The organism is Shinella daejeonensis (genome assembly GCF_024281235.1).
GTDB lineage: Bacteria > Pseudomonadota > Alphaproteobacteria > Rhizobiales > Rhizobiaceae > Shinella > Shinella daejeonensis.
This window is the reverse complement of sequence record NZ_JAHWXY010000004.1, coordinates 31,889-48,165: the sequence shown is the minus strand read 5'-3', so window position 1 is coordinate 48,165 and position 16,277 is coordinate 31,889. Positions and strand designations below refer to the sequence as shown.

Annotated in this window: 13 protein-coding genes; 8 read left to right on the top strand and 5 right to left on the bottom strand. The window is 66.6% G+C overall.

Annotation, left to right across the window (positions count from 1 at the left end):
• The first annotated feature begins 85 nt into the window (after window positions 1-85).
• The 3 genes from KYK29_RS12940 (at window position 86) to KYK29_RS12930 (ending at window position 2,875) form a co-directional block, all read left to right on the top strand.
• Window positions 86-1,375, top strand: a complete 1,290-nt coding sequence (locus tag KYK29_RS12940; protein ID WP_254691320.1) for a polyhydroxyalkanoate depolymerase — start codon at window positions 86-88, stop codon at window positions 1,373-1,375.
• A gap of 128 nt (window positions 1,376-1,503) precedes the next feature.
• Window positions 1,504-1,938, top strand: a complete 435-nt coding sequence (locus tag KYK29_RS12935; protein ID WP_254691319.1) for a DUF2852 domain-containing protein — start codon at window positions 1,504-1,506, stop codon at window positions 1,936-1,938.
• A 175-nt stretch (window positions 1,939-2,113) separates the two neighbouring features.
• Complete coding sequence (locus tag KYK29_RS12930; RefSeq protein ID WP_254691318.1) at window positions 2,114-2,875, top strand: M48 family metallopeptidase; 762 nt, start codon at window positions 2,114-2,116, stop codon at window positions 2,873-2,875.
• A gap of 33 nt (window positions 2,876-2,908) precedes the next feature.
• On the opposite strand, the gene KYK29_RS12925 is transcribed toward KYK29_RS12930, so the two are convergent.
• On the bottom strand, window positions 2,909-3,106 hold the full coding sequence (locus tag KYK29_RS12925) for a YqaE/Pmp3 family membrane protein (RefSeq protein ID WP_254691317.1): 198 nt from the start codon (window positions 3,104-3,106) through the stop codon (window positions 2,909-2,911).
• A 129-nt stretch (window positions 3,107-3,235) separates the two neighbouring features.
• On the opposite strand from KYK29_RS12925, the gene KYK29_RS12920 reads away from it, so the two are divergent.
• From KYK29_RS12920 to KYK29_RS12900, 5 genes are read left to right on the top strand one after another with little or no spacing between them, the layout of a single operon-like run.
• Window positions 3,236-3,910, top strand: a complete 675-nt coding sequence (locus KYK29_RS12920) for a phosphoribosylanthranilate isomerase (RefSeq protein WP_254691316.1) — start codon at window positions 3,236-3,238, stop codon at window positions 3,908-3,910.
• Entirely contained in the window at window positions 3,907-5,127 is a 1,221-nt protein-coding gene (gene trpB / locus KYK29_RS12915; RefSeq protein WP_254691315.1) for a tryptophan synthase subunit beta, read from the top strand. The genes KYK29_RS12920 and trpB overlap by 4 nt, the downstream gene beginning before the upstream one ends.
• 1 nt (window position 5,128) lies before the next feature.
• Window positions 5,129-5,968 (top strand): tryptophan synthase subunit alpha, encoded by an 840-nt coding sequence (trpA, locus tag KYK29_RS12910; RefSeq protein WP_254691314.1) that lies wholly within the window; start codon window positions 5,129-5,131, stop codon window positions 5,966-5,968.
• 39 nt (window positions 5,969-6,007) lie between these two features.
• The gene (accD, locus tag KYK29_RS12905; protein ID WP_254691313.1) at window positions 6,008-6,913 is read left to right on the top strand and encodes an acetyl-CoA carboxylase, carboxyltransferase subunit beta; all 906 of its coding nucleotides are present in this window, start codon (window positions 6,008-6,010) and stop codon (window positions 6,911-6,913) included.
• 17 nt (window positions 6,914-6,930) lie between these two features.
• Entirely contained in the window at window positions 6,931-8,274 is a 1,344-nt protein-coding gene (locus KYK29_RS12900; RefSeq protein WP_254691312.1) for a bifunctional folylpolyglutamate synthase/dihydrofolate synthase, read from the top strand.
• A gap of 58 nt (window positions 8,275-8,332) precedes the next feature.
• Here KYK29_RS12900 and trxA read toward each other — a convergent pair whose 3' ends face one another.
• The 4 genes from trxA to KYK29_RS12880 all read right to left on the bottom strand — a co-directional run bounded on the left by trxA (window position 8,333) and on the right by KYK29_RS12880 (window position 16,229).
• Window positions 8,333-8,653 carry a thioredoxin gene (trxA, locus tag KYK29_RS12895; RefSeq protein WP_254691311.1) on the bottom strand — a complete coding sequence of 107 codons (321 nt, stop codon included), beginning with the start codon at window positions 8,651-8,653 and terminating at the stop codon, window positions 8,333-8,335.
• A 115-nt stretch (window positions 8,654-8,768) separates the two neighbouring features.
• Entirely contained in the window at window positions 8,769-12,323 is a 3,555-nt protein-coding gene (gene addA / locus KYK29_RS12890) for a double-strand break repair helicase AddA (protein ID WP_254691310.1), read from the bottom strand.
• Entirely contained in the window at window positions 12,316-15,492 is a 3,177-nt protein-coding gene (addB, locus tag KYK29_RS12885; protein WP_254691309.1) for a double-strand break repair protein AddB, read from the bottom strand. The genes addA and addB overlap by 8 nt, the downstream gene beginning before the upstream one ends.
• A 2-nt stretch (window positions 15,493-15,494) precedes the next feature.
• Window positions 15,495-16,229: a nucleotidyltransferase family protein gene (locus KYK29_RS12880; RefSeq protein ID WP_254691308.1), complete on the bottom strand. Its 735-nt coding sequence runs from the start codon at window positions 16,227-16,229 to the stop codon at window positions 15,495-15,497.
• Between the last annotated feature and the right edge of the window lie 48 nt (window positions 16,230-16,277).

The following is a 16,277-nucleotide window of genomic DNA, read 5'->3' as shown; positions in this document are numbered from 1 at the left end:
AGTTTTTCGCTCTTGCGAAAGCAGCAATGCGCCGGCGTGGAGGGCGGACCCTCGTCCCGCGTCCAGAACGGGGTTAGCACGCGCCATGTATTATCAACTCTACGAACTCAATCATGCGATGATGGCGCCCTGGCGCGCCGCTGCGGACCAGATGCGGATTGCCGCGCGCAATCCGTTCAATCCCTTTGCCGAAAGCTGTCTCAATCGCGTCGCGGCGGCGGGCTTCGAATTGTTCGAGCGCACCACCCGGCGCTACGGCAAGCCCGCTTTCGGTCTCACGCAGACCGAGGTGGACGGCGGCGTCGTGGCCGTTCACGAAACGACGGTCTGGCAGCGGCCCTTCTGTAATCTCGTCCGTTTCGAGAGGGCTCTTCCGGCAAACCGGAAGGCCGATCCCAGGGTGCTGATCGTCGCCCCCATGTCGGGCCATTACGCCACGCTGCTGCGCGGCACGGTCGAGGCGATGCTGCCCCATGCGGAGGTCCATATCACCGATTGGGTCGACGCGCGCATGGTGCCGCTAGCGCAGGGACACTTCGATCTTGACGATTATATCGACTATGTCATCGAGATGCTGCATGCCCTCGGTCCCGATGTCCATGTCATCGCGGTCTGCCAGCCCGCGGTGCCGGTGCTGGCCGCCGTGGCGTTGATGGAGGCGGACAGGGACCCGCTCGCCCCCGCCACGATGACGCTGATGGGCGGTCCGATCGACACGCGCATCAATCCGACGGCCGTCAACACGCTGGCCAAGGAAAAGCCGCTCGACTGGTTCCGCGACAATGTCATCATGCCGGTGCCCTGGCCGCAGCCGGGCTTCATGCGGCCGGTCTATCCGGGCTTCCTCCAGCTTTCCGGCTTCATGTCGATGAATCTGGATCGACACGTCATCGCCCACAACGATTTTTTCGCCCATCTGGTGAAGAACGACGGCGACGCGGCCGAGAAGCATCGCGATTTCTACGACGAATACCTGGCGGTCATGGATCTGACGGCGGAATTCTATCTCCAGACGGTCGAAACCGTCTTCATGCGCCACGCGCTGCCCAAAGGCGAGATGGAGCATCGCGGCCGTCCCGTCGATACGGCGGCGATCCGCCGGGTGGCGCTGCTGACCGTCGAGGGCGAGAACGACGATATCTCCGGCGTCGGCCAGACGGAAGCGGCGCAGACGATCTGCACCGCCATTCCCGACGCCATGCGCATGCATTACGTCCAGCCGGACGTCGGCCATTACGGCGTGTTCAACGGTTCGCGCTTCCGCCGCGAGATCGCGCCGCGTATCCGGGCTTTCATCGCGGATCATCCGCGCCGGGCCGCATCTGCGCCGCGCGCGCGCGGCGTAGCCCGCAGGAAAGCCGGGGGAGCGGCCTGAATTTCCGGGCCGCTTTCAGGTACTTGACCGATTTTGCGGCGCGTTTTCTTGAACCGCCGGGCTGTGCTGCCCACATCGATAGGACCGGAGGTCATGAGGTCCTCCGCCGATCGTGAGGATGAAAGCACATGAACCAGTCAGCCCTGATCCGTCCGGACTGGACGCCTGCGACTATCGCCCTGATGGTGCTGGGTTTCGTGGTGTTCTGGCCCCTCGGCCTCGCCATGCTCGCCTACATCATCTTCGGTGATCGCCTGAAAACCTTCAAGAAGGACGCCAACGAGAGCGTCGACGGTCTGTTTGCCTCCTGGCGCGGCAAATGCGCCGGGCGCGGCCGTCCGTCTTTCCGCGCCGCCACCGGCAATGTCGCCTTCGATGAATGGCGTGACGCCGAGCTTTCGCGGCTCGACGAGGAGCGTCGCAAGCTCGACGGGATGCGCGCCGAGTTCGACGCCTATGTCCATGAGTTGCGTCGCGCCAGGGACCGGGAGGAGTTCGACCGCTTCATGCGCGAACGTCGTTCCGCTACCCCGGATGACGAACCGGGTTTCCCGGCCACCTGAAGGGACCCTACCGGACCCCTCTTTCCATCGGGAAGGGGGTTCCGGCTTCCGGCGAACGACGTATCGGGCAGGCCCGCCATCCGGAAATGACCTGTCGGCAAGCCGGCCGGCGCCGCAAGCGCCGGTTTTTCATTGCGGTGTTTCAGCCGCGGCCGAATCGGCTATGAAGGACACCATGTTCTCTTCGCTCCGGACCCCCCGCAAGGCCCTGAAGACGCCGCCTGCGCCCGAAGCGCGGGAGATCGAGGTAAATGGCCGCCGCCTGCCGCTGACCGTGCGGCGCGATCCGCGCGCCACCCGCCTCACCTTGCGCATCGAGCCCGGCGGCCGCGCATTGCGGCTCACGGTGCCGGTCCGTGTCCCGGAACGGGAGATCGATGCGTTCCTGGAACGCCATCACGGCTGGCTGATGACCAGGCTTTCCCGCTTCCGGTCGGACAATTCGCTCGTCGACGGCGGCTATGTGATGATCCGCGGCGTTTCGCATCGGATCGAGGCGACGGGTCGGCTGCGCGGCCTTGCCGAAGCCCTTCTCATCGAGGGCGAGCCGGTGCTTCGCGTCGGCGGCATGGTGGAGAGCCTGCCGCGTCGCATCGCCGATTTTCTCAAGAAGGAGGCGCGGCTGGAGCTGGAGCGGCTCGTCGCCGTCCATGCCGGACGCATCGGCTGCCGTGCGAAATCGCTGACGCTGCGCGATACGCGCAGCCGCTGGGGATCCTGCTCGGCGGAAGGAGCGCTCAGTTTTTCCTGGCGCATCGCCATGGCTCCGCCCATGGTGATCGACTATCTCGCCGCCCATGAAGTGGCGCATCTGAGGGAAATGAACCACGGCCCGGCCTTCTGGGCGCTTTGCGCGTCTCTCTGCCCCGACATGGAAGAGGCGAAGCGCTGGCTCAGGCGCAACGGCAGCCTGCTTCACGCCATCGATTTCGACTGAAGAAGGAGGGACGCCGCGATTTGCCGGCGGATATCACCGATCGCGCCCGACGAGCGCGGCATCGATCTTGCGATCGGTATTGTACTGGCCAAGCGCATAGACCGCCCAGATCGCGGCGGGCAGCCAGCCGATCAGCGTGATTTGCAGGATCAGGCAAATGATGCCGGCGAAGGGCCGCCCGATGGTGAAGAAGGCGAGAAATGGCAGGACGATGGCGATGATGAGCCGCATGGAGGTCTCCGATCTTTGATCTTCCTCCATATCGGGCTTGCCGGACGTGGCCGCAAGGGGTGGGCCTGCACCGCTCCGCCACCGTCTTTCGGCTCGACTCTTCGGGAAATTCATGCGACTTCCCTCCCCATGACACTCGACATAAAAATCTGCGGCCTGAAGACAGAAGAAGCCGTCGACAGGGCGGTGGCGCTGGGCGCCAGCCATGCCGGTTTCATCTTCTTCGCCAAAAGTCCGCGCAATATCGATCCGTCCGATGCCGGGCGGCTGGCCGATCGTATCCGCGGACGGGCGAAGATCGTGGCGGTGACGGTTAATGCCGACAATGACGATCTCGACGAGATCGTCGCGATGCTGCGGCCGGATATTCTCCAGCTTCACGGCGGGGAGAGCCCCGATCGCGTGCTGACGGTGAAGGCGGTCTACGGCCTGCCGGTGATGAAGGCCTTTTCCGTCCGTGAGGCGGACGATCTGAAAAAGATCGAGCCTTACATCGGTATCGCCGACCGTTTCCTGTTCGACGCCAAGCCGCCGGCAGGCTCCGATCTTCCCGGCGGCAACGGCGTCTCCTTCGACTGGACGCTCATGCATCTGCTTGACGGCGGCGTGGATTACATGCTTTCGGGAGGCTTGAACAAGGACAATGTCGCCACGGCGATCGAGCTTACCGCTGCGCCGGGGATCGACGTCAGTTCGGGCGTCGAAAGCGCTCCGGGCGTCAAGGACCGCGCGATGATGGAAGCGTTTTTTGAAGCGGTGCGCAAGGCGGAAACCCGGATCGCCGCCGCAGGGAGGGTCAAGTGAACCAGTCGCCACACCTGAATTCGTTTCGCGAAGGCCCCGATGAGGAAGGCCGTTTCGGCATTTTCGGCGGCCGTTTCGTCGCCGAAACCCTGATGCCGCTGATCCTCGACCTGCAAGAAGAATGGAACCGGGCGAAGACCGATCCGGCCTTCCAGGCGGAGCTGAAGGAACTCGGCGCGCATTATATCGGCCGTCCGAGTCCGCTTTATTATGCCGAACGGCTGACGCAGCATCTCGGCGGCGCGAAAATCTACTTCAAGCGCGAGGAACTGAACCACACCGGCTCGCACAAGATCAACAACTGTATCGGCCAGATCCTGCTTGCCAGGCGCATGGGCAAGACCCGCATCATCGCGGAGACCGGCGCCGGCCAGCATGGCGTGGCCTCCGCCACCGTCGCCGCCCGTTTCGGTTTTCCCTGCATCGTCTACATGGGGGCGACGGATGTCGAGCGCCAGGCGCCGAACGTCTTCCGCATGAAGCTGCTCGGCGCCGAGGTTCGCCCGGTTTCGGCCGGCAACGGCACCCTGAAGGACGCCATGAACGAGGCGCTGCGCGACTGGGTCACCAATGTCGACAGCACCTATTACCTGATCGGCACGGCCGCCGGCCCGCATCCCTATCCGGAACTCGTCCGTGATTTCCAGTCGGTGATCGGCGTGGAGGCCCGGGAACAGATTCTTGCCGCCGAAGGCCGCCTGCCGGACCTCGTGGTCGCGGCGGTGGGCGGCGGTTCCAACGCCATCGGCATCTTCCATCCCTTCCTCGACGACAAGGACGTGAAGATCGTCGGCGTGGAGGCGGGCGGCAAGGGGCTGGACGGCGAGGAGCATTGTGCTTCGCTGACGGCCGGATCGCCGGGCGTTTTGCATGGCAACCGCACCTATCTTCTCCAGGACGGCGACGGGCAGATCAAGGAAGGCCATTCGATCTCGGCCGGTCTCGACTATCCCGGCATCGGCCCGGAACATGCCTGGCTGCACGACACCGGCCGGGTCGAATATGTGCCGATCATGGATACCGAGGCACTGGAGGCCTTCCAGCTTCTGACCCGGCTCGAAGGCATCATTCCGGCGCTCGAGCCGAGCCACGCGATTGCCGAAGTCATCAAGCGCGCGCCGAAGATGGGCAAGGATCAGATCATCGTGATGAACCTGTCCGGACGCGGCGACAAGGACATTTTCACTGTCGGCCGGATCCTGGGAATGGAGCTTTGAGATGACCGCACGCATGGACAAACGCTTTGCGGAACTGGCGACGGAAGGCCGGCCGGCGCTCGTCACCTATTTCATGGCCGGCGATCCCGATTACGCCAGCTCGCTGGAAATCATGACGACGCTCGCCAAGGCGGGCGCGGATATCATCGAGCTCGGCATGCCCTTTTCCGATCCGATGGCCGACGGGCCTGCGATCCAGGCGGCCGGCCAGCGCGCATTGAAGGGCGGCCAGACGCTCGCCCGGACGTTGCAGATGGCCCGGGATTTCCGCAAGGGCGACGATCGCACGCCGATCGTTCTCATGGGCTATTACAACCCGATCTATATCTATGGCGTGGAGCGTTTCCTCGACGAGGCGCTCGATGCCGGTATCGATGGCCTTATCGTGGTCGATCTGCCGCCGGAAATGGACGATGAACTCTGCATCCCGGCCGTGCGCAAGGGCGTCAGCTTCATCCGCCTCGCCACGCCGACCACCAACGAAAAGCGTCTTCCGGTGGTTCTCGAAAACACCTCCGGCTTCGTCTACTACGTCTCGATGAACGGCATCACCGGTTCGGCGCTGCCCGATCCGTCGCTGATCTCGGAGGCGGTGGGGCGCATCAAGGCGCATACGAAGCTGCCGGTCTGCGTCGGCTTCGGCGTCAAGACGGCCGAGCACGCGCGCGCCATCGGCGCTTCGGCGGACGGCGTCGTCGTCGGAACGGCCATCGTCAACCAGATCGCCTCGAGCCTCACGGCCGACGGCCAGGCGAGTGCGGCCACCGTCGCCGGCGTGGAGACGCTCGTGATGAGCCTCGCCTCCGGCGTGCGCGCCGCGCGCCTTGCGGCGGCGGAATGAAATGCCCACATGGGAACCGACAAGTCGGGAGTTTAAACCGTGAACTGGATCACCAATTACGTTCGGCCGAAGATCAATTCCATGCTCGGCCGCCCCAATCGGGACGTTCCCGAAAATCTCTGGATCAAATGCCCCGAGACCGGCGAGATGGTCTTCCATCGCGATCTGGAGGAGAACAAGTGGGTTATCCCGGCTTCCGGCTACCACATGAAGATGCCGGCCAGGGCGCGCCTCAGGGACCTGTTCGATGACGGCGTCTACGAAGCGTTGCCGCAGCCGAAAGTGGCGCAGGATCCGCTGAAGTTCCGCGATTCCAAGAAATACATCGATCGTTTGCGCGACAACCGCGCCAAGACGGAAATGGAAGACACCATCCTGGCCGGCGTCGGCCAGGTGCGTGGCGTCAAGCTCGTCGCGGTCGTGCATGAATTCAGCTTCATGGGCGGTTCCCTCGGCCTTGCCGCCGGCGAGGCGATCGTCAAGGCTTTCGAGCGCGCCATTGCCGAAAAATGCCCGCTCGTCATGTTCCCGGCCTCGGGCGGCGCGCGCATGCAGGAGGGCATCCTGTCGCTGATGCAGCTTCCGCGCACCACCGTCGCCGTGGAAATGCTGAAGGAAGCGGGCCTGCCCTATATCGTCGTCCTCACCAATCCGACCACCGGCGGCGTCACCGCTTCCTACGCGATGCTTGGCGATATCCATATGGCGGAGCCGGGGGCGGAAATCTGCTTCGCCGGCAAGCGCGTCATCGAACAGACGATCCGCGAAAAGCTTCCCGAGGGTTTCCAGACGTCGGAATACCTGCTCGAGCACGGAATGATCGATATGGTCGTCCGGCGGCACGACATCCCCGATACGCTGGCCCGCCTTCTCAGGATCCTGCAAAAGCAGCCGGCCGCGCAAGAGCTGAAGGCGATCGCCGCCAACGGCGCCGTACCGGCCTGAAAGCGGGCGGCGCGGAGATGATCAGGACGGGCGCCGGCGAGGCAGCGCAGGAGATCGAGAAGCTTCTCGCCCTCCATCCCAAGGGTTTCGACCTGTCGCTCGATCGCATCACGCGGCTGTTGTTCGCGCTCGGCGATCCGCATCTGAGGCTGCCGCCGGTCATTCATGTCGCCGGAACCAACGGCAAGGGGTCCGTGACGGCCTTCTGCCGCGCCATTCTGGAGGCGGAGGGGCTTGCCGTCCACGTCCATACCTCGCCGCATCTCGTCAACTGGCATGAGCGCTATCGGCTGGGGGTTTCCGGCGGCCGTGGCCGTTTCGTCGAGGACGGGATGCTCGCCGACGCCGTGCGGCGCGTGGCGGCGGCCAATGACGGGCGCAAGATCACCGTTTTCGAACTTCTCACCGCCGTCACCTTCCTGCTGTTTTCCGAACAGCCGGCCGATGTGGCGATCGTCGAGGTCGGACTTGGCGGCCGTTTCGACGCGACGAACGTCATGCCGCGTCCGGCGGCCTGCATCGTCATGCCGGTGTCGCTCGATCATCAGGCCTATCTCGGCGACCGGGTGGAACTGATCGCGGCGGAGAAGGCGGGAATCATGAAACGCGGCGTGCCGGTGATCATCGGCTATCAGCCGGAGGACGCCGCGCGGCAGGTGCTTGTCGCCACCGCCGAGCGGACCGGCTGCCCCTATGCCGTCTACGGTCAGGATTTCCAGGCGCATGAGGAATTCGGCCGCCTCGTCTATCAGGACGAGTTCGGGCTGATGGATCTGCCGTTGCCGCGGCTGCCCGGCCGCCATCAGTATGGCAATGCCGCAGCGGCGATCCGCGCCATCAAGGCGGCGGGCCTTTCCGTGTCCGAACGGGCGCTGGAAACCGGCATTGCCGGCGTCGAATGGCCGGGCCGCCTGCAACGGCTGACCGAAGGCGCGCTCGTCCGGCTCGCGCCGGCGGGAAGCGAGATCTGGGTCGACGGCGGCCACAATCCGGGCGCCGGCCGGGTCATTGCGGAAACGATGGTGACCTTCGAGGAGCGGGATCCCCGGCCGCTGTTCCTCATCACCGGCATGATCAACACCAAGGAGCCGGTCGGCTATTTCGAACCGTTCCGTGATATTGCCGAGCGCGTCTTCACGGTGCCGATCCACGGTTCCGATGCGGGGATCGATCCGGTTGCGCTTGCCAGCGACGCGATTGAGGCGGGTCTTGCGGCCGGCGCACGCGAAACGGTCGGCGAGGCGCTGGTCGAGATCGGCCGCCTCACGGCCGACAATCCGCGCCCGCCCCGCATTCTCATCGGCGGCTCGCTCTATCTGGTCGGCGACGTTCTCGCCGACAATGGCACACCGCCGCTCTGAAACGAAAAAGCCCGGCGCAAGGCCGGGCTTCGAGGGTAACGGACGGGGCGCGGCCCGATCAGGCGGCGCCGGAAATCCAGGAGGAAAGCGCCGTCTTGGGCGCGGCGCCCACCTTGATGTCGGCGACTTCACCGCCCTTGAACACGGCGAGCGTCGGAATGGATCGCACGCCGAACTGGGCGGCGAGTTCCGGGTTCTCATCGATATTGAGCTTGGCGATCTTCACCTTGCCTGCCATTTCGGCCGAAATCTCTTCCAGCGCCGGTGCGATCATCTTGCACGGTCCGCACCATTCCGCCCAGAAATCGACGACCACCGGTTCGGCGGAATTCAGCACTTCGGCCTGGAAATTGGACTTGTCGACTTTAATGGTAGCCATAGGGGCTGCTCCTTGGATGTGGTGATCGGTTGTTTCACATGTGATGCCGCCGTCACCCGCGTTCAAGGGGGCGGCGGCAAATGGCCCGGAGCGCGGGCGGGCTCCGCCTCGTATCTCACTTCGCGGCCAGTTCGGCAAGACTTGCGTCCAGAAGCGTCCCGTCGAGCCAGTAGCTGGCCGGCCCTTCCGTGTAGATGAGCCCGCAGCGGATCGTCCGGCCGGGATAGAGCGGCGCGAGAATGGCGCGGTAGATCGCAAGCTGCACGCGATGCTCGAAGGGGATTTCCGCCATCGTCGCCGGCGGAATCCTGTTGGTCTTGAAATCCACGATCTCCACCCGGTCGTCGCCGGCCGCCATCCGGTCGATCCGTCCCGAAACCGCATGTTCCCGGTCGCCGATCGCCAGCGTGCCCATGATGGAAACCTCGGCCCGGGCCGCAGGCGAGAAGATGCGTGCGAGGCTTTCATCCGCGATGACGGTGAGCGCGGCGTCGATCAGCGCTGTCCGTTCGCTTTCCGGCCAGCCGGCCGCCGCCCGTTCCAGGTAGCGCCGCGCCGCCGCCATCCGGTCGTCGGGATCGAGGGCGGGCAGAACCTGGACGAAGCGATGCAGGATGCGGCCGCGCTCCAGCGCATGTTCACCGGCGGCCGGCCGCGTTGCGAAAAGTGCGGACGGCGTGAGCAGATCGGCCGTATCCGTCTCGATGACGGCGGCGGCTCCGGAGGGGCTGAGAGGGCGCGGCAGGGTCCTTTGCGGCGGCAGGGGACGATGCAGCGCCTCGGGCAGGGGGGGCGTGTCCCGTTGCTGCCTGTCGGGCGGTGCCTCGGAAAGGGCGGCGTGCGCATCCTTCTCCCGCCAGATGCGCCCCGGCCAGCTTTCGCCCGCCGTCGTGAAGGTCGTTTCCGCGCAGCGCTCCCCATCGGCGGCGAGCGCGCTGCTGACCATCTGGTGCCATGTGCCCCTGTTTTCGATCTTGCCGCGATAACCGCAGACGACCAGCCGGTCCGCCGCCCGGGTCATCGCGACATAGAGCAGGCGGCGATATTCCTCCTCGGCGCTCTCGCGAATCCGTGCCCCATCCGCCTCGCTGATCTCGTTGGAAAGCTCCTTGAGCGGCAGCCAGACCGGCAGTCCGCCGCCCGCAGCCTGAAGGAAACGCAGTTTCGGCATATGGCTGTGGCTGAAGGGTTTTGCGCCGCCGTCCACGAGAAAGACGACGGGCGCTTCCAGACCCTTTGCCGCATGCACCGTCATGATGCGGATTGCGCCGCGCGCCTTGTCCTGCTCGCGCTTGACGGTGGGCGCCTCCAGTTCCAGCGTCGAGACGAAGGCCTGAAGGCCCGGCAGGCCGTTTTCCTCCTGATCGAGCGCGAAGGTGAGGAATTCGTCGATGATCTCTCCAGCCTCCGCGCCGAGCCGGGCGAGAAAGGCCCGGCGTCCGCCGCCGGCGCCGAGAATGCGGGCGTAGAAATCGTGGACCGGCTGGTCGCGCGCCTCGGTGACGAGGTCTGCGAGCCGGCGAACCGCCGGTTGCAGCGCTTCGTCGGCCAGCGCCGCCCGGCGCAGATGCGACCACAGGCTTTCTCTTGTCTCCCGCCGGGCGGCGAGATCGAGCAGCCGTTCCTCGGAAAGCGCGAACAGCGGGCTTTTCAGAACGGCGGCAAGCGACAGGTCGTCTTCGGGCAGGACGGCGAAACGGCCGAGCGCCAGAAGGTCCTGCACGGCGATATGCTTCGTCAGAACCAGCCGGTCGGCGCCGGCCACCGGCAGGTTGTGGCGCTGTTTCAGCGTGCGGGTGAGCGCATTGACGAAAGCGTCGCGCTTGCGCACCAGCACGATCACGTCGCCGGGTTCCATCGGCCGCGCCTTGCCCTTTTCCGTGACGGTCTCGCGACCGATCCATCGGGCGAGCGTGTCGGCGATCCGCCGGGCGAGCACGTTGATCGGGGCTTCCTCGGCGACCGCATCGAAGGGGGCGGTCCAATCCTCCTCGTCAAGGCCCGGCGGCGCGGCGATCACCTCCCAGACGTCGACGGCGCCCGGTTCGCGCCCGCGGTTGGACGCATGGACGATGCCCTCGCCGTCTGGCGACAGCCCCTTCGCGTTATCGGGATCGGTGAAAACCCGGTCGACCGCCGAAAGGACGTCGCGCGTCGACCGGAAGGACAGCAGCAGCCGGATCGGACTGAAGGCGGCCCCGGCCGCCGCCGTCCGGCGGGCGACGTCGCGTCCTTCCGCTGCGAAGCGTTCCGGCCGCGCGCCCTGGAACGAATAGATCGACTGCTTCTCGTCGCCCACCGCAAACAGGGTGCGCCGGGCGTTCCGCGCCGTTTCGCCGGCGAAGAAGTCGCCGGTCAATGCCTTGACGATGTCCCATTGATGCGGGCTGGTGTCCTGGGCCTCGTCGACGAGAATATGGTCGATGCCCTGATCGAGTTTGTAATGCACCCAGGCGCTGACCCCGTCGCGGGTCAGCAGCGCGGCGGTGCGCTCGATCAGGTCGTCGAAGTCGAGCAGGCTGCGGGCGCGCTTCAGGTCTTCATAGTCGCCGATCAGCCGGTCGGCGATGACGAGTGCCGCGGTCGTCGCCTCGACCATGCGCAGCCGCCGCAGCCGGTCGTCGCAGGCGATGACATGGGCCTGTGCGGCGAGAAGCGGGCTCTCCAGGTCCGGCGCGGCGTCCCGCAGCTTCTTGGAGAAGAACGCCCGGTCGAGCTTCTTCGGCGCCCCGGCGGCGGTGAAGAAGAGAGCGCAGAGCGCGTCGCGTCGCGCCGTGTCCGGCGCCATTGCGCCAATCCTGCGCAGGCCGGCCGCCGTTTCCTTCACCGTCTCGCTGCCGAGGCTTTCGGCAAGCGTCAGATAGGTGTCGAGCGTCGCGTCGCGAAGACCGTCGAGCGGCCAGAATGCCGCGAGGATGTCGTCGGCGCTTTCGTGCGGTCCGAGACCGGTCTCGCGCCGTATCAACGCGTCCGCGCCGCCGGACGTGGCGGCCGCTTCCAGAAAGGCCCGCAAGGGGCCGCGATTGGCGACGATATCGTTGATCAGCCGGTCGAGCCCGGTATCGTCGGCGATATCGAGAACGCTGGCGAAAGCGGTCGCAAGGGCTGCGTCCTCCTCGCTCGCCGTCGCCGTCAGCAGCGTGCGACGGGCGTCGGCGAGCAGGACGGCCGCCGCCCGGTCGTCGAGCACGGAAAAGTGGCCGGCGACATTGGCTTCCAGCGGAAACTGGTGCAGCAGCGCCTCGCAAAAGGCATGGATGGTCTGGATCTTCAGGCCGCCCGGCGTTTCCAGCGCCCGGGCGAAGAGCCGGCGCGCCTCGGCGAGCTTGAAGGCGTCCGGCCGCGCGCCCTCGATCGCCTCCACCCGCTCGGCCAGCGCCTCGTCCGCCAGCGTCGCCCATTCGGCGAGCCGTTCGAAGACGCGGTTCGACATTTCCGAGGCGGCGGCCTTGGTGTAGGTGAGGCAGAGAATGGCCGATGGCCGGCAGCCGGAAAGCAGCAGCCGGATGACGCGCTGCGTCAGCACATGCGTCTTGCCCGAGCCGGCATTGGCCGAAACCCAGGCGGAACGCACAGGGTCGGAGGCCGTCGCCTGCTTTTGCGTGGTCCAGCTCAGCCAGACGGCCGGTTCGCCGGAGGCCGGGCGGTCGTCTTCGATCGTCTCACCCATCCTCATCCTCCCCGCCACCTTCCGCAGACGACCATTCGGCGACGCGCGCCAGATGATCGTATTCGCCGCCATAGTCCCGTTCCTGCTCCGGGATCAGCCGGGAGGCGAAGCCGTAGCGCCCCTCGATCAGCCCGGTCAGCAGTTTTTCCAGCTCCGACAGCGCCTCTTCGCCGAGTTCGGCGGCGGATCTGGTCTCCTTCGCGGCTTTCGCTCCTCCGCTGTTGACCTGGTCGACGTCGAAGCGCTCGCCGGGCTTGAGGCGGACATAGAGAAGGTTCGCCGGCTCATGATTGCCGACGCCCCGGAATGCGCCCCGGCGCAGCGCCGCCGCCTCGAGCGCGAGCTGCGGATCGAGCAGCGACCGGGCCACCCTCAGCGAGGGATTGCTGCCGGTCTTGTAGTCGATGAGGTCCGCACCGCCGCCGCAAAGCATGTCTATGCGGTCGGCGACGCCGGTGAGCCGGATGCCGCCGACCGACAGATCGAGCGCGGCGGGAACTTCCGTCAGGCATTCCTGCACGTCCGGCGCGCGCTTTTCATGCCAGTCGACGAAGGCGCGGGCGACGGCGGAAAAGCGCGGCCGCCAGACCGCGTCGATGTGCAGCGGCAGAAGGGCGGCGTCGAACTCCTCCCGGACGATGCGCGCGATGCGGGACAAAGGCTCGCCGCTTCCGTCCTCGCGCACGAAGCGGTCGACGATGCGGTGATAGAGGAGGCCGCGTTCGGCGGGGCCGGGATCGAGATTGAAGGGGGCCACCGGGTGGAGGCGCAGGATATGGCGGGCGTAGATCGCATAGGGATCGCGCCGCAGCCGCCCGATCTCGCTGAAGGAGTATTTGCGTGGTTGCAGCTCCGCCGGCGGATGCGGCGCGGGTCTGCTTGCGACCGGAACCGGGGTTGCCTTGTCCAGCGTATCGGCCCAGTCGATCAGCCGGCGGCCGCGCGCCCGCAGGTCATCGCCGAGCGTCCGGCCGCCGACGGCGAGAAGGCGTTGCAGCCAGCGGGAGGCGACGGTCGGTGCTGTGCCGCTGCGTAGCGCCCTCGTCATCAAAAGCTTGCGCGTTCCGACCGCCATCTGGAGGTCGTGGCCGAGCTGGCCGATGCGCCGCTCCGGCGGCTCCAGTCCGATATCCACCTTCATGATGCGGGAAAGAAAAGCGTCGTTCTTCGTCGGGCCGGGCCAGACGCCCTCGTTGAGGCCGCCGATCACCACCGTATCGACGCTCTGGAGGCGCGATTCGAGCGCGCCGAAGATGAAGACGCGCGGATGGCGCATCGAACGCGGCTTGACGCTTTCGCTTGCACCCAGCGCATCCACGATATCACACCATTGCGGGCCGTTCGCCTCGATCTGCCCGTCGGTCTCGATCACGCTGCGCAACAGGCTCGCAAGCGCGTCACCGGCCTCGCCGGACCAGAGCGCCGCGAGGTTTCCCTCCGTGTCGACGGCGATGGCCTCCAGCGCCCGTCCGCTCCGCTCCGCCCAGTCGGAGAGCGGTCTTTTCGTGGCGAGGCGGCGGGCGGTTCCTCCCTCATGGACGAGTGCGCCGGCCAGCGGCTCCACGGCGGCGGCAAGACGGCGCGCCAGATCACGGGCCTGACCGGCGGCCTGCGCCGGCAGCGCCGAGCGCCAGGCTGGCGGATGCCGGTCGCCGGCCTGCGCCGCAAGCGCCGTGTCCAGCAGCTCTTCGAGCGTGCCGACGTCGATCGTACCCGTGCCGCCGCGAAGCGCCAGCAGTTCCAGCGCCGCCGCCGCCTGGCGCATGTCGGCGCCGGAAAGACCCAGCCGGGCCAGTGGATGCTTGAGAAGGGCGACGAGAGGCACCGGATCGCCCGGCCGCAGCGTCGTTTCGACGAGAAGCCGGAGCAGCGTGCCCTGCGGTGTGGAAAGGAGCGGCGTACCGGCCGAATCGTCCGCCTCGATGCCGAAGCGCGCCAGTTCCGCGGCGACCCGGCGCGCGAGCTTGCGGTCGGGGGTGATCAGCGCGGCTTGCGCCTCCTCGCCGTCCTCCAGCGCCAGCCGCAGCGCGATCGCGATGGTCATGGCCTCTTCGCGCTCGTTCGCCGCCTCGACCAGGGCGACATCGCGGAAAGCCGCCTCGACGCGAGCGGAATCGAGAGCCGATCGCACCGCGCTCCAGCCGGCGGTGGCCTGGGCTGGCAGGAAGGCGCTGGAGAAGACTGCTGCGCGTTCCTCCAGATCGTCGGACGGACTGCCGAGTGTCTGCACGTCGTCACGGTGGCATCCCATGCGTTCGAGAAGACGGTGGAGCCCGTATTGCGGATGGCTGCGCGCCGTCGGATCGTTTCCAGGCGATCCCTCCGTCTTCGCCTGCCGGCCGACGAGCCGCCATTCGTCCTGCGACATGGTGCGGTCGAGGCCGGGCAGGATGACCGCGCCGTGCGGCAGCCGCGCGACGGCCGCGATGAGCCCGGCGGTGGCGGGGATCGAGCCGGTCGATCCGGCGATCACCACGGGGCCGGACGGCGGAGCCCGACGGTAGCGTTCGGTTTCCGCATGAAGCGTCGCATTGCGCCGGAGCGAAGGCGAGGAGCGGTTAAGCTCGGCAAGGCGCGCCGGCCAGTATTCACTGGCGATCTTCAGGAATTCGGCGGTCAGCTGCCACCAGAGCGCGTGGCCGGAGATATCCAGCCGGTCGAGCGCGCTCCAGTCCAGTTCCTCCGTCTCCATCGCATCGATGATCTCGGCGAGGTTGCGGGCAAGCCAGATCGCGTCGGCGGGGCTTGCGGGCGCGACGAGCGGGCTTTCCGCATGGACGGCGGTGATGGCGGCCGGCAGGCGGTTGCGCCAGGCGAGGATCAGGCGCGCAAGCTCGATGAGCCGTATCGGGCCGGACAGCGGCTCCGCCATATCGAGGAGCGCCGGTGCGGTCTCGTCGAAGAAGCCGCTGTCGTCGTCGGTTTCGCCAAGCGGGCGAATGACCGGCAGGATGGCCGAGCGCCCGCCGAGAAGATCGACGAATTCCGAACGCAGCACCCGCGCCGCGCGCCGGGTCGGCACATAGACGGTGACATCCGCCAGTGCGAGCGGGTCGGCCGGGTCATGGCGAAAACCGGACACGAGGTCGCCGGAAAGCAGCGCCTGCGCCACCGTCCTGAGGAAGGGCAGGCCGGCCGGGATGGTCAGGACGCGACTTTCCTTGCGCATCGTCAGGCTGCCGCGTCCGGCAAGGCGGCGATGGCGGCTTCCGCGGCTTCGATCGCCTCCGGCGTGCCGACGGTGATCCAGTGACCCTCCAGCATGATGCCATGGAGCCGGCCGGCCTTGATCGCCCGGTCGAAATAGATGTTGAGGCTGAAGGGATCCGGCGGCGCGTCGTCGAGAAGGGCCGGCATCGTCGCAAGCGCGCCGGCATAGACGACGGGTGTGCCTTCACCCTCGCGATAGCGCACGAGCCGTCCTTCCCCGTCCATCGAGAAATCGTTGCGTCCGTTGTGGCCGGTCGTATCGGCAAGCCGGACGCAGAGCATCGCCATATCCATGCGGGCCGGATCGAACCCGGCGGCGAGGCGCTCCAGATTGGTCGGCGCGCCCTTTCTTTCGCCGATCCAGAAGAGATCGGCGTTCATGACGAAGACCGGATCGCGGCCGAGAAGCGTCAGGCCCCGGGCAAGCCCGCCACCGGAATCCATCAGTCGGCCGGTCTCGTCGGAGATCAGGATTTCAGGTTCCCGGCGATCCTTGAGATGGGCGATCATCCGGTCTGCGAAATGGTGTACATTGACGACGGCCCGCCGCACGCCTGCCGTCGCCAGCGCGTCGAGCCCGTAATCGATCATCGGTTTGCCGGCGACCGGCACCAGCGGCTTCGGCATCCGGTCGGTGACGGGCCTGAGGCGGGTCCCGAGCCCGGCGGCCAGCACCATGGCGTTTTCGATCTTCATCCGGTTCCCCTTCGTCCGGCTCCACAGGACAAAACCCGGCAAGAGTGC

Excerpts from the sequence above, each read along its gene's own strand:
- KYK29_RS12940 (WP_254691320.1), top strand. The coding sequence starts at position 86 with ATGTATTATCAACTCTACGAACTCAATCATGCGATGATGGCGCCCTGG.
- KYK29_RS12935 (WP_254691319.1), top strand. The coding sequence starts at position 1,504 with ATGAACCAGTCAGCCCTGATCCGTCCGGACTGGACGCCTGCGACTATC.
- KYK29_RS12930 (WP_254691318.1), top strand. The coding sequence starts at position 2,114 with ATGTTCTCTTCGCTCCGGACCCCCCGCAAGGCCCTGAAGACGCCGCCT.
- KYK29_RS12925 (WP_254691317.1), bottom strand. The coding sequence starts at position 3,106 with ATGCGGCTCATCATCGCCATCGTCCTGCCATTTCTCGCCTTCTTCACC.
- KYK29_RS12920 (WP_254691316.1), top strand. The coding sequence starts at position 3,236 with ATGACACTCGACATAAAAATCTGCGGCCTGAAGACAGAAGAAGCCGTC.
- trpA (WP_254691314.1), top strand. The coding sequence starts at position 5,129 with ATGACCGCACGCATGGACAAACGCTTTGCGGAACTGGCGACGGAAGGC.
- KYK29_RS12900 (WP_254691312.1), top strand. The coding sequence starts at position 6,931 with ATGATCAGGACGGGCGCCGGCGAGGCAGCGCAGGAGATCGAGAAGCTT.
- trxA (WP_254691311.1), bottom strand. The coding sequence starts at position 8,653 with ATGGCTACCATTAAAGTCGACAAGTCCAATTTCCAGGCCGAAGTGCTG.
- addA (WP_254691310.1), bottom strand. The coding sequence starts at position 12,323 with ATGGGTGAGACGATCGAAGACGACCGCCCGGCCTCCGGCGAACCGGCC.
- addB (WP_254691309.1), bottom strand. The coding sequence starts at position 15,492 with ATGCGCAAGGAAAGTCGCGTCCTGACCATCCCGGCCGGCCTGCCCTTC.
- KYK29_RS12880 (WP_254691308.1), bottom strand. The coding sequence starts at position 16,229 with ATGAAGATCGAAAACGCCATGGTGCTGGCCGCCGGGCTCGGGACCCGC.